21 protein-coding genes are annotated in these 24,228 nt (G+C 61.5%); 19 read left to right on the top strand and 2 right to left on the bottom strand.

Features of this window, described 5'->3' with window-relative positions; translation table 11 throughout:
• Nucleotides 1–4 precede the first annotated feature (4 nt).
• Nucleotides 5–928: a lipid A biosynthesis lauroyl acyltransferase gene (locus FJQ55_RS10615; RefSeq protein WP_208758208.1), complete on the top strand. Its 924-nt coding sequence runs from the start codon at nucleotides 5–7 to the stop codon at nucleotides 926–928.
• A gap of 237 nt (nucleotides 929–1,165) precedes the next feature.
• On the top strand, nucleotides 1,166–1,831 hold the full coding sequence (locus FJQ55_RS10610) for a PAS domain-containing protein (RefSeq protein ID WP_246085072.1): 666 nt from the start codon (nucleotides 1,166–1,168) through the stop codon (nucleotides 1,829–1,831).
• Nucleotides 1,832–1,850: 19 nt separating this feature from the next.
• On the opposite strand, the gene FJQ55_RS10605 is transcribed toward FJQ55_RS10610, so the two are convergent.
• Nucleotides 1,851–2,381, bottom strand: a complete 531-nt coding sequence (locus tag FJQ55_RS10605) for a hemerythrin domain-containing protein (RefSeq protein ID WP_246085071.1) — start codon at nucleotides 2,379–2,381, stop codon at nucleotides 1,851–1,853.
• Nucleotides 2,382–2,655: 274 nt separating this feature from the next.
• Here FJQ55_RS10605 and ccoN point away from each other — a divergent pair, with 274 nt between their 5' ends.
• From ccoN to FJQ55_RS10555, 10 genes are all read left to right on the top strand, one after another.
• Nucleotides 2,656–4,293, top strand: a complete 1,638-nt coding sequence (gene ccoN / locus FJQ55_RS10600) for a cytochrome-c oxidase, cbb3-type subunit I (protein ID WP_140827773.1) — start codon at nucleotides 2,656–2,658, stop codon at nucleotides 4,291–4,293.
• 14 nt (nucleotides 4,294–4,307) lie between these two features.
• A complete protein-coding gene (gene ccoO / locus FJQ55_RS10595) occupies nucleotides 4,308–5,039 on the top strand; it encodes a cytochrome-c oxidase, cbb3-type subunit II (RefSeq protein ID WP_140827771.1) in 732 nt (243 codons plus the stop codon).
• Between the two features lie 10 nt (nucleotides 5,040–5,049).
• Entirely contained in the window at nucleotides 5,050–5,202 is a 153-nt protein-coding gene (locus tag FJQ55_RS10590; RefSeq protein WP_062278494.1) for a CcoQ/FixQ family Cbb3-type cytochrome c oxidase assembly chaperone, read from the top strand.
• Between the two features lie 3 nt (nucleotides 5,203–5,205).
• On the top strand, nucleotides 5,206–6,072 hold the full coding sequence (gene ccoP, locus FJQ55_RS10585; protein ID WP_140827769.1) for a cytochrome-c oxidase, cbb3-type subunit III: 867 nt from the start codon (nucleotides 5,206–5,208) through the stop codon (nucleotides 6,070–6,072).
• A gap of 178 nt (nucleotides 6,073–6,250) precedes the next feature.
• Nucleotides 6,251–7,837, top strand: coding sequence for a cytochrome c oxidase accessory protein CcoG (ccoG, locus tag FJQ55_RS10580; protein ID WP_140827767.1), 1,587 nt, complete (start codon nucleotides 6,251–6,253; stop codon nucleotides 7,835–7,837).
• On the top strand, nucleotides 7,834–8,322 hold the full coding sequence (locus FJQ55_RS10575) for a FixH family protein (RefSeq protein WP_140827765.1): 489 nt from the start codon (nucleotides 7,834–7,836) through the stop codon (nucleotides 8,320–8,322). The genes ccoG and FJQ55_RS10575 overlap by 4 nt, the downstream gene beginning before the upstream one ends.
• A 2-nt stretch (nucleotides 8,323–8,324) precedes the next feature.
• The gene (locus FJQ55_RS10570) at nucleotides 8,325–10,634 is read left to right on the top strand and encodes a cation-translocating P-type ATPase (protein ID WP_140827764.1); all 2,310 of its coding nucleotides are present in this window, start codon (nucleotides 8,325–8,327) and stop codon (nucleotides 10,632–10,634) included.
• A complete protein-coding gene (ccoS, locus tag FJQ55_RS10565; RefSeq protein WP_140827762.1) occupies nucleotides 10,631–10,786 on the top strand; it encodes a cbb3-type cytochrome oxidase assembly protein CcoS in 156 nt (51 codons plus the stop codon). The genes FJQ55_RS10570 and ccoS overlap by 4 nt, the downstream gene beginning before the upstream one ends.
• Before the next feature lie 97 nt (nucleotides 10,787–10,883).
• The gene (gene gndA / locus FJQ55_RS10560) at nucleotides 10,884–12,305 is read left to right on the top strand and encodes an NADP-dependent phosphogluconate dehydrogenase (RefSeq protein ID WP_140827761.1); all 1,422 of its coding nucleotides are present in this window, start codon (nucleotides 10,884–10,886) and stop codon (nucleotides 12,303–12,305) included.
• Between the two features lie 246 nt (nucleotides 12,306–12,551).
• Nucleotides 12,552–13,730, top strand: a complete 1,179-nt coding sequence (locus FJQ55_RS10555; RefSeq protein WP_140827760.1) for a GGDEF domain-containing protein — start codon at nucleotides 12,552–12,554, stop codon at nucleotides 13,728–13,730.
• Between the two features lie 59 nt (nucleotides 13,731–13,789).
• Here the strand turns inward: FJQ55_RS10555 and FJQ55_RS10550 are convergent, their stop codons facing one another.
• Nucleotides 13,790–14,821 carry a LacI family transcriptional regulator gene (locus FJQ55_RS10550; protein ID WP_246085070.1) on the bottom strand — a complete coding sequence of 344 codons (1,032 nt, stop codon included), beginning with the start codon at nucleotides 14,819–14,821 and terminating at the stop codon, nucleotides 13,790–13,792.
• A 448-nt stretch (nucleotides 14,822–15,269) separates the two neighbouring features.
• Between FJQ55_RS10550 and FJQ55_RS10545 the strand changes: the two genes are divergently transcribed.
• From FJQ55_RS10545 to FJQ55_RS10515, 7 genes are all read left to right on the top strand, one after another.
• The gene (locus FJQ55_RS10545; RefSeq protein WP_140827759.1) at nucleotides 15,270–16,505 is read left to right on the top strand and encodes an ABC transporter substrate-binding protein; all 1,236 of its coding nucleotides are present in this window, start codon (nucleotides 15,270–15,272) and stop codon (nucleotides 16,503–16,505) included.
• Nucleotides 16,506–16,669: 164 nt separating this feature from the next.
• Nucleotides 16,670–17,572: a carbohydrate ABC transporter permease gene (locus FJQ55_RS10540; protein WP_140827758.1), complete on the top strand. Its 903-nt coding sequence runs from the start codon at nucleotides 16,670–16,672 to the stop codon at nucleotides 17,570–17,572.
• Nucleotides 17,565–18,524: a carbohydrate ABC transporter permease gene (locus FJQ55_RS10535; RefSeq protein WP_140827756.1), complete on the top strand. Its 960-nt coding sequence runs from the start codon at nucleotides 17,565–17,567 to the stop codon at nucleotides 18,522–18,524. The genes FJQ55_RS10540 and FJQ55_RS10535 overlap by 8 nt, the downstream gene beginning before the upstream one ends.
• A 4-nt stretch (nucleotides 18,525–18,528) precedes the next feature.
• A complete protein-coding gene (locus FJQ55_RS10530; RefSeq protein WP_140827755.1) occupies nucleotides 18,529–19,617 on the top strand; it encodes an ABC transporter ATP-binding protein in 1,089 nt (362 codons plus the stop codon).
• Nucleotides 19,618–19,680: 63 nt separating this feature from the next.
• Complete coding sequence (locus tag FJQ55_RS10525; RefSeq protein WP_140827754.1) at nucleotides 19,681–22,140, top strand: beta-mannosidase; 2,460 nt, start codon at nucleotides 19,681–19,683, stop codon at nucleotides 22,138–22,140.
• A gap of 63 nt (nucleotides 22,141–22,203) precedes the next feature.
• Nucleotides 22,204–22,965 (top strand): sugar phosphate isomerase/epimerase family protein, encoded by a 762-nt coding sequence (locus FJQ55_RS10520; protein ID WP_140827753.1) that lies wholly within the window; start codon nucleotides 22,204–22,206, stop codon nucleotides 22,963–22,965.
• 27 nt (nucleotides 22,966–22,992) lie between these two features.
• Nucleotides 22,993–24,126 (top strand): Gfo/Idh/MocA family protein, encoded by a 1,134-nt coding sequence (locus FJQ55_RS10515; protein WP_140827752.1) that lies wholly within the window; start codon nucleotides 22,993–22,995, stop codon nucleotides 24,124–24,126.
• The last annotated feature ends 102 nt before the right edge of the window (nucleotides 24,127–24,228 follow it).

The raw sequence follows: 24,228 nt of genomic DNA, 5'->3' as shown, positions 1-24,228 counted from the left end.
GCGGATGTTCATCACCCGCATCGTGCTCTTCCTGCGCAAGGCCTATCACTGGACCATTGCGCAATTGGCCTTCGGGTTTTTGACGGCGCTCAAGATCTTCCCGGCTGACGCGGCGATCAACTTCGCCGATCGGCTGATGCGCTGGATCGGTCCGAAGACGAAGCGCCACCACCTCATGCAGGTCAACCTGCGCAACGCGTTTCCAGAGAAATCCGCGGCCGAGCGGGAGGCCATCGCGCTTGCAAGCTGGGGCCATATGGGCCGGCTTGCAGCCGAATATGTCTTCCTCGACAGGCTGTTTGACTTTGACCCGCAGCGGCCGGGCGAGGGCAGGGTCGAGGTCTCCGGCGTCGAGCAGTTCCTGGACCTGCGCGACAATCCGCGGCCCTTCATCGTCTTTACCGCCCACACGGCCAATTTTGAGCTTTTGCCCGTGGCTGGTGCCGCCTTCGGCCTTTACGTCACGGTGCTGTTTCGGCCGCCGAACAACCCTTACGTCGCCGAAAAGGTCTTCGATTTCCGCCGCAAGCGAATGGGCAAGCTGGTGCCGTCCCATGCCGGCTCTTCCTTTGCCCTTGCACGGCAGCTCGAACATGGCGGCGGCGTCGGCGTTCTCGTCGACCAGAAGTTCAAGAAGGGTGTCGAGACCCGCTTCTTCAACACTCCCGTGCGGACCAATCCGCTACTGGCCAAGCTCGCACGCCAGTTCGAATGTGAGGTTTATCCGGCTCGCTGCATCCGACTGCCGGGCAACCGTTTCCGCCTGGAGATCGAACCGGCTATCACCTTGCCGCGCAACGAAAAGGGGCAGATCGACGTCAACGCCACTTCGCAGGTGCTTAATGACAAGGTTGAATCATGGGTGCGCGAGCTACCGGAGCAATGGCTCTGGTACCATGACCGCTGGAATATTAAGCGGAAGATTTAATCCCTCATTTCTGACGGTTGTGAGCGTTTCAAGCGTAACATTTTTTGGGCTGAGCACTGCCGACCGCTCGCTGGAATTGAAGGTGATGCCACCTCATGTTACGGCTCCACACGAGAACCGTGTGATGGATTCCTGAATTTCGTCACACCGCTGGTGAGGTGAAGAATGTCGTTCGGCGAATTTCGAGATGCAAATCTACGCGTCCTGTCAGAAAGCATATCGCTGAAGAATCGTCTGTTGCAGCAGGCCATTCGCAGCGGAAATGATGAGCTGGTGCGTGCCATCGACCGCGAGATCGAACCTCTGTTGACCGACCTTGTCAGCTACCGGGCGACCGATACCGACGACATTTACCTGCAGATGCGCTTGGTGACGTCGCTGATCCGCGAGGACGCTGACGATCGGGCCTGCGTATTGCGCCACGCCTCCATGCTGTCCCTGCTTGTCGAACGCTATTTCGGCCCGAGACGCGGGCAGGCGGCTCCGCCGATGCATGTGCCGATCAGCGCGGAAACGTCCGGTTCCGATGACGACGAAATGCTCAATGAGACGATCCTCAACAATCTGCCGGAGCGGATTGCGGTGGTCACGCGGGACTACCGGTATCTCTTCGCCAACCCGCCGATGGCCAGTATGCTGGGCGCGCCGCAGATGGACCTGATCGGCCGGAGTGTGCTTGATATCTGTCCCGACCCCGATATGCGCCAGGACCTGCGAGAAGCGCTTGACGCCGCCTTTGCCGGTCGCACCGGTTCCATCTCGGCGGTCTTCCGATCGATGGCGGATGGCGCGGTGATGTTGCGCGCGCGCTACAGCCCGTTGCGGGCCTCTCAGGGCGTGATCAACGGTGCGGTCCTGACCTTTGGCGAGGACGAACCGATGGTCGGCGGCATCGCCGCCTGATCGGCAGTCATGAACCGGTTCAGCTGACCTGATCGGCCGGCGCTGGGGCGTCATCGGGGCGGACACCCATGAGCAAATGCTCACGCTCGAAGGCGATGTGGCGGCGTAGCCCCTCGAAGAAGCCGCGCAGCATGTAACCCACAGCCTCCATGTTGACCGCCGAGCCCGAACCCAGGCGCAGCAGCGCATCCGTCAGCTCCTCGGCAAAACACTCATCCTCGCAGTGCTCGAACTTCAACCGTTCAAGCGTCGAAGCCAGGTGATCGTTGGCTTCGCCTGCCGCCTGCAGTTGCGGGAAGAGCACGGTTTCTTCGTAGTGATGGATCCCCTTGATCAGGGGGCCGAGCGCCTTTGCGGCGTAAATGCATTTCTGGCGATTGACGCTGCCCGGCAGCGAATCGGCAATCTCTTCCAGTTCGTGGCAGAGGGCAAGTTGCTCCTCCTGGGCGCGGTGCAGCCAGTCCAGCCCCCATTTGCCGGCGTCCAGGCGGGCATTTCCCGTCTTCGCCGCATTCGGCCCCGCCATATCAGTCGTCGTTGTGGTCAGCATGTCCGATATCTCCAACGGCACACCGGTCGGCGGCATGCCAGCACTCCCAAGACACGCGTGCCGGGCCGTCACTCGTGCACTGCCCGAAGCCGGCCCGAGAGGTCGCTAACCCGGATGCGAAGCAGAAGGTCGCCAATTTTCAGCGAATGCGCATTGACTTGGATCAAGGTGCTTTGCCCCTGCCGATGCGAATGGTGCAGTCGACGCGAGAGGATTCTCCAGACGGAGCGGACGTATCGCGATGAGATCAGCAAGCCGTTGGGGGATTCCAACAATGAACTATACTGTCGAGACTTTGGTGATGGCGGTCCTCGCCTTCGCCGCGCTGCTCGGGGTGGCCTTCACCCAGGACAGCCTCTTCGCAGCCCATATGTGGGTTGCGTTCTTCGTGCTCACCGCCGGCACGATCGTGATGCTGCGGCGGATGCAGTTCGCGCCGTCGAAGGTGGGCGCCACTCAGGCTGTCGAGGCCAAGGCCAAGTCGGAATATTTCGACGAGGTTGTGCGCTATGGCGTCATTGCCACGGTCTTCTGGGGCGTCGTCGGCTTCCTCGTTGGCGTGGTCGTCGCGCTGCAGCTCGCCTTTCCCGATCTCGACATTGAGCCATATCTGAATTTTGGCCGGCTTCGTCCGCTGCACACCTCAGCCGTCATTTTCGCCTTCGGCGGCAATGCGCTGATCGCCACCTCCTTCTATGTGGTCCAGCGCACTTCCCGCCAGCGCCTGTTCGGCGGTTCGCTCGGCTGGTTCGTGTTCTGGGGTTATCAGTTCTTCATCATCATGGCCGCTACCGGATATCTGCTGGGGATCACGCAGGGCCGTGAATATGCTGAGCCGGAATGGTATGTGGACCTCTGGCTGACCGTCGTCTGGGTCGCCTATCTGATCACCTTCATGGGCACGATCATGACCCGGAAGGAGAGCCATATCTATGTGGCCAACTGGTTCTATCTCGCCTTCATCGTGACGATCGCCATGCTGCACATCGTCAACAATCTGGCGGTGCCCGTCTCCTTCCTCGGCGTGAAGAGCTACTCGGTCTTCTCCGGTGTCCAGGATGCATTGACGCAGTGGTGGTACGGCCATAACGCCGTCGGCTTCTTCCTCACCGCCGGCTTCCTCGGCATGATGTACTACTTCGTGCCCAAGCAGGCCGGTCGTCCGGTCTATTCCTACCGCCTGTCGATCATCCATTTCTGGGCCCTGATCTTCATGTATATCTGGGCCGGCCCGCACCACCTGCACTACACCGCTCTGCCGGACTGGGCGCAGACACTGGGTATGGTCTTCTCGATCATGCTGTGGATGCCTTCCTGGGGCGGCATGATCAACGGTCTGATGACGCTGTCTGGCGCCTGGGACAAGATCCGCACCGACCCGATCATCCGCATGATGGTCATCGCGATTGCCTTCTACGGCATGTCGACCTTCGAAGGTCCGATGATGTCCATCAAGGCCGTCAACTCGCTCAGCCACTATACGGAATGGACCATCGGTCACGTTCACTCCGGTGCACTCGGCTGGGTCGGCATGATCACCTTCGGTGCCGTCTACTACCTGACGCCCAAGCTCTGGAACCGTGATCGCCTGTACTCGCTGCGTCTGGTCAACTGGCACTTCTGGCTCGCCACGCTCGGTATCGTCGTCTACGCCGCCGTCTTGTGGGTCGCCGGTATCCAGCAGGGTCTCATGTGGCGCGAATATGATGCCCAGGGCTTCCTGGTCTACTCGTTCGCCGAGTCCGTCGCTGCCATGTTCCCCTACTACGTCCTCAGAGCTGTCGGTGGTGGCATGTATCTGCTGGGTAGCCTGATCATGGCCTACAACATCCTCATGACCATCCTCGGCTATGAGCGCCAGGAAGCCCCGATCCCCGGTTCGGTCGCTCCCGCCGCCGTTCCGGCTGAATGAGAAGGAAGGTTTTCATGTCCATTCTTGATAAACACGCAATCCTCGAGAAGAACACGAGCCTTCTCTTCCTCGGTTCGCTTCTGGTGGTCACCATCGGCGGCATCGTCGAGATCGCCCCGCTCTTCTACCTCGAGAACACAATCGAAAAGGTAGAGGGCATGCGCCCCTACTCTCCGCTCGAACTGGCCGGTCGCAACATCTATGTCCGTGAAGGCTGCTATGTCTGTCACAGCCAGATGATCCGGCCGTTCAAGGATGAGGTCGAGCGCTACGGTCACTACTCGCTGGCAGCGGAGTCGATGTACGACCATCCGTTCCAGTGGGGGTCCAAGCGCACAGGGCCGGATCTCGCCCGCGTCGGCGACCGCTACTCCAACGAGTGGCACGTCCAGCATCTGAGCGAGCCGCGCGACGTCGTGCCGGAATCGATCATGCCGAGCTATTCCTATCTGAAGGAGACCCCGCTCAAGGTCACGAATGTTCAGATGGACCTGAAGGCAAACCGCATGGTCGGCGTGCCTTACTCGGACGAAATGGTCGAGCTGGCGGCTGCGGATCTCGCCGCCCAGGCCGATCCGAACGCCGACACGTCAGGATTGCTTGCCCGCTATCCGAAGGCCAAGGTCGGTGACTTCGACGGCAATCCGGCCCAGCTCACCGAAATGGATGCGCTGATCGCCTATCTGCAGATGCTCGGCACGCTGGTGGACTTCTCCACCTATGACGACGCGACCGGTTACCGCTGAGGAGAGGCCCATGGAAACCTATACCGCCATGCGTCACTTCGCCGACAGCTGGGGCCTGCTCGCCATGGCCCTGTTCTTCGCCGGCGTCGTCGTCTTCACACTCCGCCCGGGCGGCAAGAAGTCCGCCGATGATGCAGCCAGCATCCCTCTCAAGGAGGATTGAAAAATGGCAGACAAGAAACACATCGACGAGATCAGTGGCGTCGAAACCACCGGTCACGAATGGGATGGCATTCGCGAACTGAACAATCCGATGCCGCGCTGGTGGGTCTATACCTTCTACGTGACCATTCTCTGGGCGATCGCCTATACGGTGTTCTATCCCGCCTGGCCCATGCTGACCACCAACACCAAGGGCCTGCTGGGCTATTCCAGCCGCGCCGAGGTGGCGCAGGAATTGGCGGCCGCCAAGACCTCGCAGATGGTCTATCTGGACAAGATCGCAGCACTTCCGCTCGACCAGATCGTCGCTGACAAGGAGCTCAACCAGTTTGCCATCGCCGGCGGGGCTGCCGCCTTCAAGGTCAACTGCGCGCCTTGCCATGGTTCTGGTGCCGCCGGTGGCCCCGGTTATCCGAACCTCAACGATGACGATTGGCTCTGGGGTGGTGACCTCGAATCGATCCACACCACGATTGCCCACGGCATCCGCTATGACGGCGATGCGGACACCCGCGTGTCGGAAATGCCGGCCTTCGGCGAAATCCTCGACGCCGATCAGATCAAGCAGGTGGCAGCCTATGTCATCAGCCTGACGGGCACGCCGAGCGATGCCGCTCTGGTGGAACCGGGCAAGCAGGTCTTCGCGGATAACTGCGCATCCTGCCACGGCGAAGATGCCAAGGGTGGACGCGACTTCGGTGCGCCGAACCTCGCCGACGCCATCTGGCTCAAGGTCGACGGCGAAGCGGGAATTGCCGCCCAGGTGCGCCAGCCGCGCCATGGCGTAATGCCGGCCTGGACTGCACGTCTCGGCGACAGCACGGTGAAGCAGCTCACCGTCTTCGTCCATTCGCTGGGTGGCGGCGAGTAGGTCTCGCTCCATTGATCAGACCAAGTCGAAGGCCGCATCCCCGATGCGGCCTTTGTCGTTTCTGCTTGCGTCGGTTCCGTGGCTTGGATTGCGGCGCTTCGCCGCTGCTTGACTTAAGTCAAGGCGGGGTGGCGGGGGAGGTGGGAAAAGGCGAACATCAGAAAAGGGTTCTCCTCTCATGAACATGCATGCCGATCAGAACAGTGCCGTTGATCCGGTCGAGATCGAAAGACATGACGCCGAGGCGGTCATGTCGGCGAAGAATCGCAAGCCGCTCTACGAAGCGCGCAAGAAGATCTTCCCCAAGCGGGCCAGTGGCCAGTTCCGGCAATTCAAGTGGATCGTCATGGCGATCACGCTTGGCATCTACTATCTGACGCCTTGGCTGCGGTGGGACCGCGGCCCCTATGCGCCCGACCAGGCCGTGCTGATCGACATCGCTCATCGCCGCTTCTATTTCTTCTTCATCGAGATTTGGCCGCAGGAGTTCATCTATGTCGCCGGTCTGCTGGTCATGGCGGGGTTCGGGTTGTTCCTGATCACGTCGGCGGTCGGGCGCGCCTGGTGCGGCTATACCTGTCCGCAGACCGTTTGGGTCGATCTCTTCCTCGTCGTCGAACGTTTCATCGAGGGCGACCGCAACGCCCGCATCAAGCTGGAAGGCGCTCCGTGGACCTTTGACAAGATCTGGAAGCGCTTGAGCAAACATATCGCCTGGATTGCCATCGGGGTCGCGACCGGTGGTGCCTGGATCTTCTATTTTGCCGATGCGCCGTCACTTGCCGTCGATTTTTTCACCGGTCAGGCCGATCCGGTCGCCTATATCACCGTCGCCATCCTGACGGCCACGACCTATGTTTTCGGTGGGCTGATGCGCGAGCAGGTGTGCATCTACATGTGTCCCTGGCCCCGCATTCAGGCGGCGATGCTCGACGAGAAGTCGCTCGTCGTCACCTACAACGACTGGCGTGGAGAACCGCGTACGCGCCATGCCAAAAAGGCGATCGCGGCCGGTGAGCCGGTCGGCGACTGCGTCGACTGCAATGCCTGCGTCGTCGTCTGTCCCATGGGTATCGATATCAGGGACGGCCAGCAGCTCGAATGCATTACCTGCGCACTCTGTATCGATGCCTGTGACAGCGTCATGGACAAGACCGGCAAGCCGCGCGGTCTGATCGCCTATGCGACGCTCGAGGAATACCAGTCGAACATGGCGCTCGCCACCAACGGCAATACCACACCCATCCAGCCGTCCAAGGTTCGCAATGCCGACGGATCCTTCTCGGACAAGATCCGCCACTTCGACTGGCGGGTGATTCTTCGGCCACGCACCTTGCTCTATATGGGTGTCTGGAGCGCTGTCGGGATCGGGCTTCTGATTTCTCTCGTCGGTCGCGACCGGCTCGAGGTGAACGTATTGCATGATCGTAATCCGCAATACGTGCTCGAATCGGACGGTTCTATCCGCAACGGCTACACGGTTCGCCTGCTCAACATGATCGCGACACCGCGCGAGATCGAGGTCACGCTCGACAATCTTCCGGAGGCGGTCATGAAGATCAATGGCGTGAATGAGCCGCCGGCTCGCACTTTCACCGTTTCCGTCGAACCGGATGAAGCGACGACGCTAAAAGTCTTCGTCACGCTGCCTGCCGAATTCGCTCAGTCCGAGACCCAGGAGGTCACCTTCATCGCGAAGGACAAGGACAGCGCCGAGCAGGACAGCTACACTGCCATCTTCAATGCCCCGGGAGCCAAGAAATGACCGCCAGAGCCGCCAAGCCCTTCACCTTCACCGGCCGCCACATGCTGGCCGTCATGGTCGCCTTCTTCGGTATCATCATCGCGGTGAACTTCACCATGGCCTATCTCGCGACGTCGACCTGGAGCGGTCTGGTGGTTGCCAACACCTATGTCGCCAGCCAGCAGTTCAATGGCAAGACCGAGGCCATCCGCCAGATGCTGGCGACAGGCATCAATGGCGAACTCGCCGTCAAGCGCGACGGCATCCGCTATCACTTGACCTTACCCGGCAACGTGCCCGTCGTCGCCGACAGCGTCATTGCCCACTTCAAGCGTCCGGTCGGCGAACATCAGGATTTCGAACAGGTGCTGACGCCGGCGGGCGACGGGGTCTATCTGGCCGAGCGTGAGGTGCTCGCCGGGAGCTGGATCGTCGAGATCAAGGCCGAGAAGGACGGCAAGCTCGTGATGCACGAAGCCCACCGGATCACCGTTTCGGGAGAATGACGATGAGTTGCTGTGCAGCCGGATCGGAAGGGGCACTCGATATTGAGCGGGCAGGGCATGCGCTGCCGTCCGCCGAGGAACTCAGACTGTCGAGCCGCGCCGTCGGCCCGGGCCTCTGGCAAGTGGATCTGAGTGTGCCGGCCGTTCACTGCGGGACCTGCATCACCACGGTAGAGCATGCGCTGAAAGCGCTGCCGCAGGTCGAGCGTGCCAGGGTCAACCTGTCGACCAAACGCGTCTCGGTTGTCTGGAAGGAGAGTGTCGACGGGGTGGAGACCGATCCGGTCGCACTGCCCCGCGCCATCGCCGCGACCGGCTATGAATCGCATCTGTTCACGGCGGTCGAAGAGGCCTCCGATTCACTGCGCAATCAGTTGATCCGTGCCGTTGCCGTGTCCGGCTTCGCTGCGACCAACATCATGCTCCTCTCCGTCTCCGTCTGGTCGGGTGCGGATGCCGCGACACGCGACCTTTTCCACTGGATTTCGGCAATGATTGCGGCTCCCGCGCTGATCTATGCCGGCCGCTTCTTTTATCAATCCGCCTGGGGCGCCTTGACACACGGCCGTACCAACATGGATGTGCCGATCGCCATTGGCATTACGCTGTCCTATGCCGCTTCGCTGTGGGAAACCATCCATCACGGCGAACACGCCTATTTCGATGCGACGGCCTCTCTTCTCTTCTTTCTTCTCATTGGTCGCACGCTCGACCACGTCATGCGCGACCGGGCTCGCTCGGCCATATCAGGCCTCGCGCGTCTGAGCCCTCGCGGAGCGATGGTGATCGGCGAATTCGGCACCCAGGACTACCGCGCCGTTGAAGACATCAAGGTCGGTGACCGCATCGCGATTGCCGCAGGCGACCGCATTCCGGTGGACGGGGTGGTGATTGCGGGCGAAAGCGATCTCGACGTGTCGATTGTCAACGGTGAAAGCGCGCCGCAATCCGTGGCGCCCGGCAGCGCCGTTCAGGCGGGCACCTTGAGCCTCACTGGCTCGCTGACCATCTCGGCGACCGCCACCGTCACCAATTCCTTCCTCGCGGAAATCATCCACCTGATGGAAGCCGCCGAAGGGGGCAGAGCTCATTACCGGCGGATTGCCGACCGGGCTGCCCAGTTCTATTCGCCCGCCGTGCACCTTCTCGCCATCACCTCCTTCGTTACCTGGGGCCTCTACGACGGCGACTGGAAGCATGCGATGATGGTCGCGATCGCTGTCCTGATCATCACCTGCCCCTGCGCACTCGGTCTCGCCGTGCCTGTCGTGCAGGTCGTGGCCGCTGGCCGGCTGTTCAAGGCCGGCATCATGGTCAAGGATGGCTCGGCCATGGAGAGGCTGGCGCAGGTGGACACCATCGCCTTCGACAAGACCGGAACGCTCACCCTCGGCCGTCCGCGCCTCGTCGATGGACCGGCTGTCACGGCCGAAGCCTTTGCGATCGCTGCAGGTCTTGCCGCCCACTCGCGCCATCCACTGTCGCGTGCCTTGTGGAGCGCCTATTCGCTTCAGCCACGCAGCTTCGACGGTGTGCGCGAGGTTCCGGGCGCCGGCGTCGAGGCCGCAACCTCAGAAGGCACTTGGCGGCTCGGACATCGCGCCTTCGCCTGCGGCGAGGCGCAGGCCGAACTTATCCCCAATCCGTATTCGGAAGTGGTGCTGTCGCGCGATGGCGCGGAGATCGCGACCTTCCATTTCGAGGACATTCTGCGTCCGCGCGCCGAGACTGCGGTTCGGCAGCTAAAGGCCTCCGGCTTCCGGCTCGGCATCCTGTCTGGCGACCGGGCGGTGGTCGTCGCCAAGATTGCGCGTGAGCTCGGGATCGACAGCTGGCGCTCGGGACTGAGCCCGCGCCAGAAAGCGGAAGGCTGTGCGGAGGCTGCCGCAGAAGGGAGCAAGCTGCTGATGGTCGGGGACGGCATCAATGATGCGCCGGCGCTTGCGGCCGCCCATGTCTCCATGGCACCGGCCACGGCCGCCGATGTCGGCCGTCAGGCTGCGGACTTCGTCTTCATGCGTGATGGGCTGGAGGCCGTGCCCTTCGCCATCGAGGCGTCACGCCGCGCCGGGAGGCTGATCCGCGAGAACTTTGCACTCGCCATCGGCTACAACGTCATTGCCGTGCCGATCGCATTGCTCGGCTACGCAACTCCGTTGATCGCGGCGGTCGCGATGTCGACCTCTTCGATCATCGTCGTTGCCAATGCGCTCCGACTCAATCGCCTGGCCCTCGACGAGGCGTCAAGCGGAGAAGCCGAAACGGGGACGCGCGTAACTGGCCCCGCCGCACAGCCGAGGCTTGCCGCATGAACATGCTGATCTTCCTCATTCCGATCGCACTCTTCCTAGGCGGTCTCGGTCTCTTTGCCTTCCTCTGGTCGCTGAAAAGCGGCCAGTATGATGACCTCGACGGCGCCGCCTGGCGAGTCATCACCGACGACGAAGACAAGCCGGCTTTGTGACAGGTCCTTTACCGTCTGATCAAATTTCTGCCTTGCCGCAAAGCGCTATGAATGCGAGAAAGCCCGCGTTCTTGTATTTGCATAGTGAGGTCTCGTCGTGCAGCAGGCAGAAATCGGACTGATCGGTCTCGGAGTCATGGGCTCCAATCTCGCGCTCAACATTGCCGAGAAAGGCAATCGGATCGCGGTCTTCAACCGAACGCCGGCGCGCACCGACGAATTCCTTGGCGAGGCCGGCGATCTGGCCGGACAGATTATCGGCTGCCACACGATCGAAGAGTTCGTCGCTGCCATCCGGCCGCCGCGTCCGATCATCATCATGATCAAGGCCGGCGATGCCGTCGATCAGCAGATGGCGGCGCTGATGCCGCATCTGGCTCAGAACGACATCATGATCGATGCCGGCAATGCCAATTTCCACGATACGGTCGCACGCTTCGAAAAGCTCGCCGGCACCGGCCTGACCTTCATCGGCATGGGCGTGTCCGGCGGTGAAGAAGGGGCCCGCCATGGCCCGTCAATCATGGTCGGCGGCACCGAAGAAAGCTGGAAGCGCGTCGAGCCTGTGCTCACCTCGATCGCCGCCAAGTTCAACGGTGACCCCTGCGTCGCCTGGCTCGGCACCGATGGCGCCGGGCACTTCGTCAAGACGATCCACAACGGCATCGAATATGCCGACATGCAGATGATCGCCGAAGTCTACGGCATCCTGCGCGATGGTCTGAAGCTCTCGGCCCAGGAGATCGGCGAGATCTTCGGCCAGTGGAACAAGGGCCGCCTCAACTCCTACCTCATTGAAATCACCGAGAAGGTGCTGAAGGCGACAGATCCGGAGACCGGCAAGCCGATGGTCGACGTGATCGTCGATGCCGCCGGCCAGAAGGGCACCGGCAAGTGGTCGGCGATCGAGGCGCAAAACCTCGGCGTCGCCGCCTCCGGCATCGAAGCCGCCGTTGCCGGCCGCGTCTTGTCGTCACTGCGTGAGGAACGTCTGGCGGCGGAAAAGCTGTTCGGTCTGCCTGCCGCCGTTGAAGCACCCAAAGACCGCGCCGCCTTCATCGCCGATCTCGAAAACGCGCTGCTGGCTGCCAAGGTCGCCGCCTATGCCCAGGGCTTTGCCGTCATGACGGCCGCATCCGGTGAGTTCGGCTGGTCCCTTCCCATGCCGACGATTGCCCGCATCTGGCGCGCCGGCTGCATCATCCGCTCGCAGTTCCTCGACGAGATCACCTCGGCCTTCACCAAGGACCCGAACGTGCCGAACCTTGTGGTGACGCCGGCCTTTGCGTCAATCGTCAAGGATACCGACGGGGCGCTCCGACGCGTCGTGGCCCATGCCGCCTTGGCAGGGCTGCCGATCCCGGCGCTTTCTTCGGCGCTTTCCTATTTCGATACCTATCGTCGTGGGCGCGGCACGGCCAATCTGATTCAGGCCCAGCGCGATTTCTTCGGCGCCCATGGCTTCGACCGCCTCGACGGCAAGGATATCCATCACGGCCCCTGGGCCGGTCAATTCTGACAGCCCGGACTCTTTTGTCCGTTACAAGCCCGTCTCCAGCTGGGGGCGGGCTTTTTCGTGCCGGGCGTGTGGAACCGGTGGCATCTGGTCTAAAGGATCTCGCGACACGCCCTGATTGCGCCTGAGATGGCTGTGCAGAAGCCGGGATCATTCAAATCCTAATGATTGCCTTGAGGAGTGGTTAAAGCCTGCGGCCTAGCGTTGTCGCACGGTTAATCTTGTTGTGCGCAATCGAGGCTTTTCTTTATGTCCTTTGTAAACGTTCCCACCATCATGCTCTGCGGGTTTGTCGTTCAGGCGACGTTCGCATTGCTGTTCTGGCGCAATTGGCGCACGGAGCCGGGTCGGCAGGAATCTCTCATTTGGTCCGCCTCCGCCGGTACTGCATCTGTAGGTTCTCTGCTGTCGGCCTTCTATACCGGCACCTATGGTCTCGGCAGTGTGACCATCGGCCCCGGCCTCATGCTGATGAGCCTCGGGCTTGCCTGGCAGGGGTTCAGGCGCTTCGATCACCGCGACGTCGATCTCAATCTGGCGTCCGCCGGTCCGCTCCTGTGGATGGCTCTGACGACGATCGTTCCCGTTTTCCACGCCGGTGTCCTCGCGCCGTTGGTCCTCTGGGGCGTCCTGACCGCCATCTATGCCGGCCTCGTCGTGCATGAACTGCGCGTCTCCGTGCGCGAGGAGCATTTGCCGAGCCGCCCGATGATGATGACCTGGTTCGGTGCGCATGGAGGCATCAGCCTTCTTGGTGCGCTCGCGGCGCTCGGCTGGTCGTTGACGGGCGAGGGGGGCGCCTTGCCGGAGCAGTCGCTCTGGTTCGGTTTTCTGGCGCTCGAACTTCTCCTGCATGGCATCGTGACTGGAATGTCTCTCCCCATCCTGTTCAAGGAGCGCTTGCAGCTCGAAAACCAGTGGGCGGCTGCCACCGATACGCTGACCGGTCTCGTCAATCGCGGCACGTTCCTCGACATGCTGCAAACCCTGTCGATGAAGGTCCGTGGCGAGGGGGCCTTCCTCTATGTTGACGTCGACCACGTGAAAAGAATCAATGATCGTTTCGGTCACTCCGGTGGCGATCATGTGCTCAAAACCTGCGCCGACCTCATCGCGCGCGAACTGCCGCCCCATGCGCTTCTCGGCCGCCTCGCCGGCGCGGAATTCGCCGCCTACATCCCCTTCTGCGACCTGGAAAAGGCGGAAGCTCTCGGGCATGTGATCTGCGAAAGTGTCGCCCAGCAGATCTTCGCGCTTGGGGATGCCCTGGTCAGCGTGACCGTCAGCGTCGGCGTCGCCCATGGCGCCGTGCAGGTGACGCCTGACGAGCTGCTGAAGCGCGCCGATGCCGCTCTCCACTCGGCGAAGGTCAATGGCCGCAATTCTGTCGTCGTCTGGCACGAGGGCGAACGGCCGTCTTATGCATGACCGGTCGAGGGCAGGGGCCGGTCCTCCTCGCCCTTCGCGACATGCAGCCTTTGAAGGGATCAGTCCCAGCGAGGCTCGCTGATGCTCTGCAAAAGCTGCGGCTCGACGCCGTCGATCCGGGCGATTACCGCCTTGGCGAGTTCACGGCCTGCCTGGCGCACGTCTTCCTGGGCAACGATAATCTCTGGCCGGATCCATTTCAGGATCGGTGTGCCCTGCTTCGCAACCAGGTCGAGGTCACGGCCGACCCGCAGGCCCGCCGCCTCGATCCCGGCATTGGCCGCAATCGCACTACTGCCGGAGGACGAAATCAGGCCGTCTGGTGCATCCTGTCCGCTCATCAGATCCTGCACTCGGGCGCGGATCTGATCCAGCGGCGCGTCGATGTTGATATGAAGGGGAACTTCGTCGGCGTCGAAAGCACGCAGTCCGCGCATGAAGCCGGAAAAGGTGTGCTCGTAATAGGTGAGCTTGCTCGGCGGCGGCAGAAGCGCAATCCGCCGGCGCCCCTTCTTCACCAGCCGTTCGACGGCGCTGAAGGCGAAGGCCTCATTGTCGAAGTCGTGATAGGGATGGGCATCGCGCATGTTCGTCCGCCCGTGGGTGGCGAACGGCATGTTCTGCTCCATCAACAACTGAACCCGCGCGTCGTCCGGCTCGGTGCGGGAGATGATCACGCCATCCGCCGACCCCGTTTCCAGGATGTAGCGGACTGGCAGCATCGGATCCTTGGTATGGGCATGCGGCGTCACCACGATGTGATAGGGCGTGCCGGACAGAACCTCCGAAATCCCGACGACCATCTGGTTGGAGAAGCCGAGGATTTCCTCGTCAATGCCGAGAACGAGCGCGATGACATTGGTCTTTCCGGTGCGCAGGCGCACACCCGCACGGTTAGGCTGATAGCCCAGCTGCCGGGCCACCATGCGCACGCGCTCTTTCGTCTCCGCGCCAATATCAGGCGCGTCTTTCAGCGCCCGAGACACAGTGGTGATGCCGAGACCCGTCATGAAAGCGATCGTTTTCAGCGTCGGTCGTTCCTTCGGCGCCGTCGACCGGTCCATGACCCCGCTTGCCTGCTGTTCTGTCATCGTGTCCCCGCCATCAGCATAAGCCCCGCTTATAATTGGCTTTTCCCCGACTGCAAACCCACGGTCCCGGAGCTCCTCCCGATCACGCAGGCGAAAAATCTGAAACGATACAGTCCGTTTGTCGAGCCCTTTCTTATGCTGCGCTGCGAAGGTGTTCAACCAAAGGTGGGTGATCTGCGGGTGAGGGCCGAGCGACGGGATGATCCACACGTTTCTACCGTTTTGCAGCATATTCATGCGCAAAGTCGCCTAACATCCTCCCAAACAAGCACTATTTTTCTGCTGCAGCGCAATGTTTATTCTTCCCAAAGCGTTTTGAATTGGTTGCCTGAAAGCGCTTTTCCGGCCGGATCACTGCATGCCGACATTTTTTCTTGAACACGTGGTTGCGCTTCAAAAATCTTTGACATAAGTTTTTCCGGCAACGTTTCAGTGAGGGAGGAGACTCATGAATTACCGTAGCTTCGCGGCAGCTTTGGCCGCAACCGTCGTCATGCCATTCGCAGCAGCGCAGGCAACTGATCTCGAAGTCACGCATTGGTGGACGTCCGGTGGTGAAGCCGCAGCGGTCGCCGAGCTGGCCAAGGCTTTCGATGCCACCGGCAACAAATGGGTCGACGGCGCCATCGCCGGTTCGGGCGGCACCGCACGTCCGATCATGATCAGCCGCATCACCGGCGGCGATCCGATGGGCGCCACCCAGTTCAACCACGGCCGTCAGGCCGAGGAACTGGTCGAAGCTGGTCTGATGAAGGATCTGACGGCTGTCGCCGAAAAGGAAAAGTGGAAAGAGATCGTCAAGCCGGCAAGCCTGCTCGACAGCTGCACGATCGACGGCAAGATCTATTGCGCGCCTGTCAACATCCACTCCTGGCAGTGGTTGTGGCTGTCTAACCCGGCCTTCGAAAAGGCCGGCGTGCCCGTGCCGAAGAATTGGGACGAGTTCGTCGCAGCCGCTCCGGCACTCGAAAAGGCCGGCATCATCCCGCTCGCCGTGGGTGGTCAGCCTTGGCAGTCGGCTGGCGCCTTCGACGTTCTGATGGTTGCCATCGCCGGCAAGGACACCTTCTACAAGGTATTCAAGGACAAGGACGCCGACGTCGCTGCAGGCCCCGAGATCGCCAAGGTGTTCAAGGCTGCCGACGACGCCCGCAAGATGTCCAAGGGCTCGAACGTTCAGGACTGGAATCAGGCAACGAACCTCGTGATCACCGGTAAGGCTGCCGGTCAGATCATGGGCGACTGGGCCCAGGGTGAATTCGCGCTCGCCGGCCAGACTGCCGGCAAGGATTACACCTGCCTTCCGGGTCTCGGCGTCAACGAGATCATCTCGACCGGTGGTGACGCTTTCTACTTCCCGGTTCTGAAGGACGAGGAAAAGTCCAAGGCTCAGGACGTTCTTGCTGCCACGCTTCTGGCGCCGGCAACGCAGGTTGCGTTCAACCTGAAGAAGGGCTCGCTGCCGGTTCGCGGCGACGTCGATCTGGCTGCCGCCAACGACTGCATGAAGAAAGGTCTCGACATCCTCGCCAAGGGGAACGTGATCGAGGGAACCGACCAGCTGCTTTCGGCCGACAGCCAGAAGCAGAAGGAAGATCTGTTCTCCGAATTCTTCGCCAATGCATCCATGACTCCGGAAGACGCGCAGAAGCGCTTCGCCGAAATCATCGGGTCTGCCGATTGAGCTGAATGGTGACACGACCGGCCGGAGCCTAGCGGTTCCGACCGGTCGCTGCCAGCAACTTGACCGGGAGGACGATGCCGATCGTCATGGTGGCCGCAGGCGTTTCGCGCCGTGCCGTTCCGCCGTCTTCTTCCCCCCGTGTCCAGGACCAGGAGGACTGACCCATGGCGACGCGTGTGCATGCCGGGCGACCCAGCAAACTGTTTCGCAATCTGAACGCCAAGATTGCTTCCATTCCGATGATCCTGACGGCTCTCGTCATCTTTCTCGGCGGGACCATCTGGACGGTGATATATTCCTTCACCAATTCCAAGCTTTTGCCGCGGCTGAAATTCGTCGGGCTCGACCAGTATGACCGACTGTGGGATTCACCACGTTGGGTCATGTCCATCTCCAACCTCGCGATTTACGGCATCCTGTCGCTGATCTTCAGCCTGGTCATCGGCTTCCTGCTGGCCGCCCTGATGGACCAGAAGATCCGCTTTGAAAACGCCTTCCGGACGATCTTCCTCTATCCCTTTGCGCTCTCGTTCATCGTCACCGGCCTGGTCTGGCAATGGATCCTCAACCCGGATTTCGGGGTGCAGTCGATCGTGCGGTCCCTCGGCTGGGAAAGCTTCGTCTTCAATCCGCTCTACAATTCCGACATTGTCATCTACGGCATTCTGATCGCGGGTTTGTGGCAGGGCACGGGGCTCGTCATGTGCCTGCTGCTTGCCGGGTTGCGTGGCATCGACGAAGACATCTGGAAAGCCTCGCGCGTCGATGGCATTCCGATGTGGAAGACTTATTTCTTCATCATCATTCCGATGATGCGGCCGGTCTTCATCACCACGCTCGTCATCATCACCTCCGGCATCGTTCGTCTCTACGACCTCGTCGTTGCCCAGACCAGCGGCGGCCCCGGCATCGCGTCGGAAGTGCCGGCAAAGTATGTCTACGACTACATGTTCCAGGCCCAGAACCTCGGCCAGGGCTTCGCTGCCTCCACCATGATGCTGCTCACCGTCGCCATCGTCATCATCCCCTGGGCCTATCTGGAATTCGGAGGCAAGAAACGTGGCTAATCCCGGTTCTCTCAACACCACCGCCGCCGGCTTCGACGCCGTCTCTGACAAGGTGGCCTCCGATCGCGGCGCCTCCGGGCCGCGCGGGGCTCGTCCCAAGCGCGTCTTTTCCGGCCGCAACATCATGCTCTACGGCGCGCTGATCTTCTTTGCGCTCTATTATCTCCTGCCGCTCTACGTGATGATCGTGACGTCGCTGAAGGGCATGCCGGAAATCCGGCTCGGCAACATCTTCTCGCCGCCGGTCGAGATTACCTTCGAGCCCTGGGTCAAGGCCTGGGCCACCGCCTGCACGGGCCTCAATTGCGATGGTCTGTCGCGCGGCTTCTGGAATTCGGTGCGCATCACGATCCCTTCGACGCTGATCTCGATCCTGATAGCCTCGGTCAATGGTTATGCGCTCGCCAACTGGCGCTTCAAGGGTGCCGACCTGTTCTTCACCATCCTGATCATCGGCGCCTTCATCCCTTACCAGGTGATGATCTACCCGATCGTCATCGTGCTGCGCGAACTCGGCATCTACGGTACGCTCAGCGGCCTGATCATCGTGCACACCATCTTCGGCATGCCGATCCTGACGCTGCTCTTCCGCAACTACTTCACTTCACTGCCGGAAGAGCTGTTCAAGGCCGCCCGCATCGACGGGGCAGGGTTCTGGCAGATCTATCTGAGGATCATGCTGCCGATGTCGCTGCCGATCTTCGTGGTCGCCATGATCCTTCAGATCACCGGCATCTGGAACGACTTCCTGTTCGGCGTCGTGTTCACGCGGCCCGAATACTATCCGATGACGGTCCAGCTCAACAACATCGTCAACTCGGTGCAGGGCGTGAAGGAATACAACGTCAACATGGCCGCCACGCTGCTCACCGGCGCCGTTCCGCTCATCGTCTACTTCATTTCCGGACGCCTGTTCGTCCGGGGCATCGCCGCCGGCGCAGTCAAGGGTTAAGCTCATGTCGCACAGTGTATCGATCAAGGACCTTTCGTTGAGCTTCGGCGCCGTCACGGTCCTGCAAAATCTCAACCTCGATATTGCGGAGGGCGAGTTTCTCGTCCTGCTCGGCTCGTCCGGCTGCGGCAAGTCCACGCTCTTGAACTGCATCGCCGGCCTGCTTGAGCCGACCGACGGGCAGATCTACATCAAGGGCAAAAACGTCACCTGGGAGGAGCCGAAGGACCGCGGCATCGGCATGGTGTTCCAGTCCTATGCGCTCTATCCGCAGATGACGGTGAAGAAGAACCTTTCCTTCGGCCTGCAGGTCGCCAAGATGCCGAAGGAGGAGATCGAAAAACGCGTCCAGCGGGCTGCCGATATCCTGCAGATCGGTCCGCTGCTCGATCGCAAGCCCTCGGCACTTTCCGGTGGCCAGCGGCAGCGCGTGGCCATCGGGCGTGCGCTGGTGCGTGACGTCGACGTCTTCCTGTTCGACGAACCGCTGTCCAACCTCGATGCCAAGCTGCGCTCGGAACTGCGCGTCGAAATCAAGCGCCTGCATCACAATCTCAAGAACACGATGATCTATGTCACGCACGACCAGATCGAGGCGCTGACGCTCGCCGACCGCATCGCGATCATGAAGAGCGGCGTCATCCAGCAGCTCGCCGATCCCGGCACGATCTACAACCGGCCGAAGAACCTCTTCGTTGCGGGCTTTATCGGCTCGCCGTCGATGAACTTCCTGCATGGCGAACTGATCAACGAGGGCGGCCAGGTCTATTTCCGCACCCATGACGTCCTGTTCTCGATGAACGGCTATCAGGCTCAGGAGCCACTCTCAGGCGGTCGCAAGGTCATCCTCGGCGTCCGGCCCGAGCATATCAAGGTCGATGAGGAAAACGGCATCAGTGAATTGCACGAGGCGACGGTCGACATTGAAGAGCCGATGGGCGCCGACAATCTGCTCTGGCTGAACCATGCGGGCCATACCCTTTCGGTTCGCATCAGCGGTACCCGCCGCTATGCACCTGGCGCGAAAGTCCGCCTCGGTTTCGACATGAGCGTTGCCTCCCTGTTCGACGCCAAGACCGAAGAGCGCATCTGACAAGCTCCCCCTCTCGTCCCGGCTTCGGTCGGGGCGTCTTTTTATTCAGTAAGGACTGTTAGCATGAGTGAGACGGCAAGCGGCAGCGTCATCGATCTTCACGGGATGTGGGAGATTTCCACGGGCGAGGGGGATCATCAGGCCGCCATGGCCGTGCCGGGCGACGTGCATTCCGCACTCCATGCTGCTGGCGTCATTCCCGATCCCTATTTCGGCCGCAACGAGGAAGTGGTCCAGTGGGTTGCCGAGCGCGACTGGTCGCTGGAGCGGCGCTTCGTGCTCTCTGACATCTCGGGCGACTGGTATCTGGACATCGACTACCTCGATACCGTCGCCGTCGTCTTCATCAACGACGTTCCGGTACTCTCCGCCGACAACTGCTTCCGGCGCTATCGCCCCAATGTCGCGCAAGCTCTGCAGCCCGGCGAAAATGTCATTCGCATCCACTTCCATTCCAACATCACCGCCGGCGCCGAACGCCAGGCGCGTCAACCCTTCTACATCCCCTATTCGACCGGCAACTGCCCGATCCCCAACGGCAACATGCTGCGCAAGCCGCAATGCCATTTCGGCTGGGACTGGAATATTGCGATCGCGCCGCTCGGGGTCTACGGCATCCTGTCGCTTAAAAAGCTCGACCCCGCCCGCATAGAGCATGTGGAGACCGAGCAGGTGCATCACGCAGATGGCCGCGTCGACCTCAAGGTGACGGCCACGCTTTACGCCGCCGAGCCTGCCGTCGTGCCCGTCCATTTCGAACTGGATGGCGAGCGTGTGCGTCTCGATGTCGGCATTGCCGCCGGCGAGACGAAGGTCGTGCATGTGTTTGAGATCGAAAACCCGCGTCTCTGGTGGCCGGCGGGCTCCGGCGAGCAGGCGCTCTATACGCTGACCGTCGATCTCCCCACGGAAACCGTAACGCGCCAGATCGGCTTGCGCACCGTCGAACTGCTGACCGATCCGGACGAGGCCGGCAGCCGCTTCGCGCTCAAGGTCAACGGCCGCGAGATCTTCTGCCGCGGCGCCAACTGGATCCCGGCCGATGCGCTGTTTTCGCGCTCGTCGGAGGAGAAGACGACCGATCTCCTGAATTCGGCCGTCGCCGCCCATATGAACATGATCCGCATCTGGGGCGGTGGCTTCTACGAGGCCGACTGGTTCTACGACCTCTGCGACCGGCTCGGCCTGATGGTCTGGCAGGACTTCATGTTCGCCTGCAACCTCTATCCGTGTACGGACGACTTCCTCGACAATGTCGCCCACGAGGTCGAATATCAGGTCAAGCGGCTCTCCAGCCATGCCTCCATCGTCATCTGGTGCGGCGACAACGAGCTTGTCGGTGCGCTCACCTGGTTCCCGGAATCTCGCGACAACCGCGACCGCTATCTCGTCGCCTATGACCGGCTCAACCGCGTCATCGAGCAGGGCGTCAAGAAGACCTTTCCGCAGGGTATCTGGTGGCCGTCGAGCCCTGCCTCCGGCTATCTCGACTATGGTGACGCCTGGCATGCCGATGGTTCCGGCGACATGCATTACTGGTCGGTCTGGCACGAAAACAAGAGTTTCGATAATTACCGAACTGTCAGGCCGCGCTTCTGCTCGGAATTCGGCTTTCAGTCCTATACCTCGCTGCCGGTCATCGAGAGCTTTGCCGACAAGGCGGACATGAACATCGCCTCGCCGGTGATCGAGCTTCACCAGAAGAATGCCGGCGGCAATGAGCGGATCGCGGGCACCATGTTCCGTTATTTCCGCTTCCCCAAGGATTTTGCCAATTTCGTCTATCTGAGCCAGATCCAGCAGGGTCTCGCCATCAAGACCGCGGTCGAATACTGGCGCTCGCTCAAGCCCCATTGCATGGGCACGATCTACTGGCAGCTCAACGACACCTGGCCGGTCGCCTCCTGGTCCAGCCTCGACTACGGCGGCGACTGGAAGGCCATGCATTACATGGTACGCCGCTTCTTCCAGCCGGTCGCCGTCGCCGCGATCCCGTCAGAAGACGGCACGACGATTGCACTGTCGATGGTCAACGATACGCTCGATACCGTGACGATCGACGCCAATCTCTTCGTGCTGACGCTGTCTGGTGACCGCATACCGCTGAAGAGCGTACAGGGCGATTGCGGTCCTGATGCCGCCGATGTGCTGGTGACGCTCGACGCCAGCGAAATCCCCGCCGACGGTCTGCTGGCCTGGAGCTTCATCGCCTCCAACGGCATGAGCGGGGAGGGACATTTCCTCAACGGCACCTACAAGGCGCTCGAGCTCGAGCCCTCGCGGCTTGAGACCACGGTCGCCCCGACCGTCGACGGCGGCTTCGAAATCACGGTCACTGCCAAGGGGCTCGCGCTCTTCGTCATGCTTGAGAGCCGCACCGCCGGCCGCTATTCGGACAACGCCTTCGACCTTTCGGCCGGTGAAAGCCGCCGGATCTACTTTACACCGGACACCGGGCTTCCGGCCGGAACCGTGCCGGAGTTCCGCATCTACGATCTTTATACCTGCCAGTCGGTGGACTGACGGACCGCAACATTATGTCCCTGGGCCCCCCGAACCAGGGAAAACGAGGAGGAGACTACCCCCATGACCACGCTCGGCTTCCAGCTCTACAGCGCCCGCAATTTCCAGCCCTTCAGCGGCATCTATCCGAAGCTCCAAGCCGCCGGCTACGGCGAGGTGGAGGGATACGGTGCCCTCTATGCGTCGCTTGCCGATGGCGAGCTCGACGCCTTCCGCAAGGAGCTCGACCAGAACCAACTCACCATGCCGACCGCCCATTTCGGTCTCGACATGATCGAGAACGATCCGGCCCGCGTCATCAAGATCGCCAAGACGCTCGGCATTGAGGCCGTCTACTGCCCCTACCTTATGCCTGACCAGCGGCCCACGGATGCCTCCGGCTGGTTTGCCTTCGGCCAGCGCCTGCAGGCCGCCGGCAAGCCGCTGCGCGAGGCGGGCCTCGTCTTCGGCTGGCACAATCACGACTTCGAATTCGCGGCATTGCCGGATGGTTCGACCCCGCAGGAACAGATCTTCGCCGGTGGTCCCGAGCTCGACTGGGAGGCCGATATCGCCTGGGTCATCCGCGGCAAGGCCGATCCCTTCGCCTGGATCGAAAGCTACGGCAAGCGCATCAGCGCCGTGCACGTGAAGGACATCGCACCATCAGGTGAGAACACGGACGAAGACGGCTGGGCCGATGTCGGCCATGGCACCGTCGACTGGAAGGGCCTGATCGCGGCGCTGAAGACCACGCGCGTCAAGCATTTCGTCGTCGAGCACGACAACCCGAAGGACATCGACCGGCTGATCACCCGTTCGATCGCTTCCTTCAACACCTATTGATCCAATCGCAGCAAGCAGGACATTTCCATGGCACGCGAACTCGGCGTCGGCATCATCGGATGCGGCAATATCTCCACCACCTATTTTTCGCTGGCGCCGCTGTTTCGCGGCCTGAAGGTCGTCGCCTGCGCGGACATCAATCAGGCGGCAGCGGAAGCCCGGGCCGCCGAATATGGCGTGAAGGCCCAGACCATTGATGAGCTTCTGGCCAATGACGAGGTCGACATCGTCGTCAACCTGACCATTCCGGACGCGCATTATCCGGTGTCCAAGCGCATCCTCGAAGCTGGCAAACATGTCTATTCGGAAAAGCCGCTGGTGCTCTCGCTCGAGCAGGGGGAGGACCTGCGCGCGATTGCCAAGGCGAAGGGCCTCTCGGTCGGCTGCGCCCCGGACACATTCCTCGGCGGTGCGCATCAGCTGGCGCGCGCCTATATCGACAAGGGCGGAATCGGCCGTGTCACCTCCGGCACCTGCCATGTCATGAGCCCGGGGATGGAGATGTGGCATCCGAACCCGGACTTCTTCTTCCTGCCCGGCGGCGGCCCGATCCTCGACCTCGGCCCATACTATATCGCCAATCTGATCAACCTGATCGGCCCGGTGAAGCGCGTGGCGGCGCTGACCTCAATGGCCAACGATACTCGCACGATCACCAGCCAGCCGCGCAACGGGGAAACGATCCCGGTCAAGACGCCGACCAATATCCACGCGCTGCTGGAATTCCAGAACGGTGCGACAATCACGCTGTCGGCCAGCTGGGATGTCTGGAGCCACCGCCACGCCAATATGGAACTCTACGGCACCGATGGTTCCCTCTACGTACCTGATCCGAACTTCTTCGGCGGTGTCGTCGAGGCCTCCGGTCGTAACAAGGACATCCAGCCGCTGGAAGCCTGGGACCATCCCTTCGGCCGCAACAATCAGGAAAGCCCGCAGGGGCCGCGTGCGAACTACCGCACGGCGGGCCTCGCCGACATGGCGGTCGCGATCCTCGACGGCCGCGATGCCCGCTGCTCGCTCGATCGTACCCTGCACGGTGTCGATGTGATGGTCTCGATCCTGAAGTCCGGCGAGACGGGTGAATTTGTCACTCTGTCAACAACCTGCACACAACCGGCGGCTCTGGGTATCGACGAAGCGCAGGCTCTGCTTAGATAAGGTTCGTGTCTTAGCCCCTCATCCGGCTGCCGCCACCTTCTCCCCGCAAGCGGGGAGAAGGCCGGTGTGGCCGGCGTCTTGCTCCCGGCAGGGGGATGAGGG

Origin of the sequence: Rhizobium glycinendophyticum (genome assembly GCF_006443685.1) — a bacterium.
GTDB classification, from domain to species: domain Bacteria; phylum Pseudomonadota; class Alphaproteobacteria; order Rhizobiales; family Rhizobiaceae; genus Allorhizobium; species Allorhizobium glycinendophyticum.
Note: the sequence above shows the minus strand (reverse complement) of the source record. Positions and strands in the feature narration are given on the sequence as shown.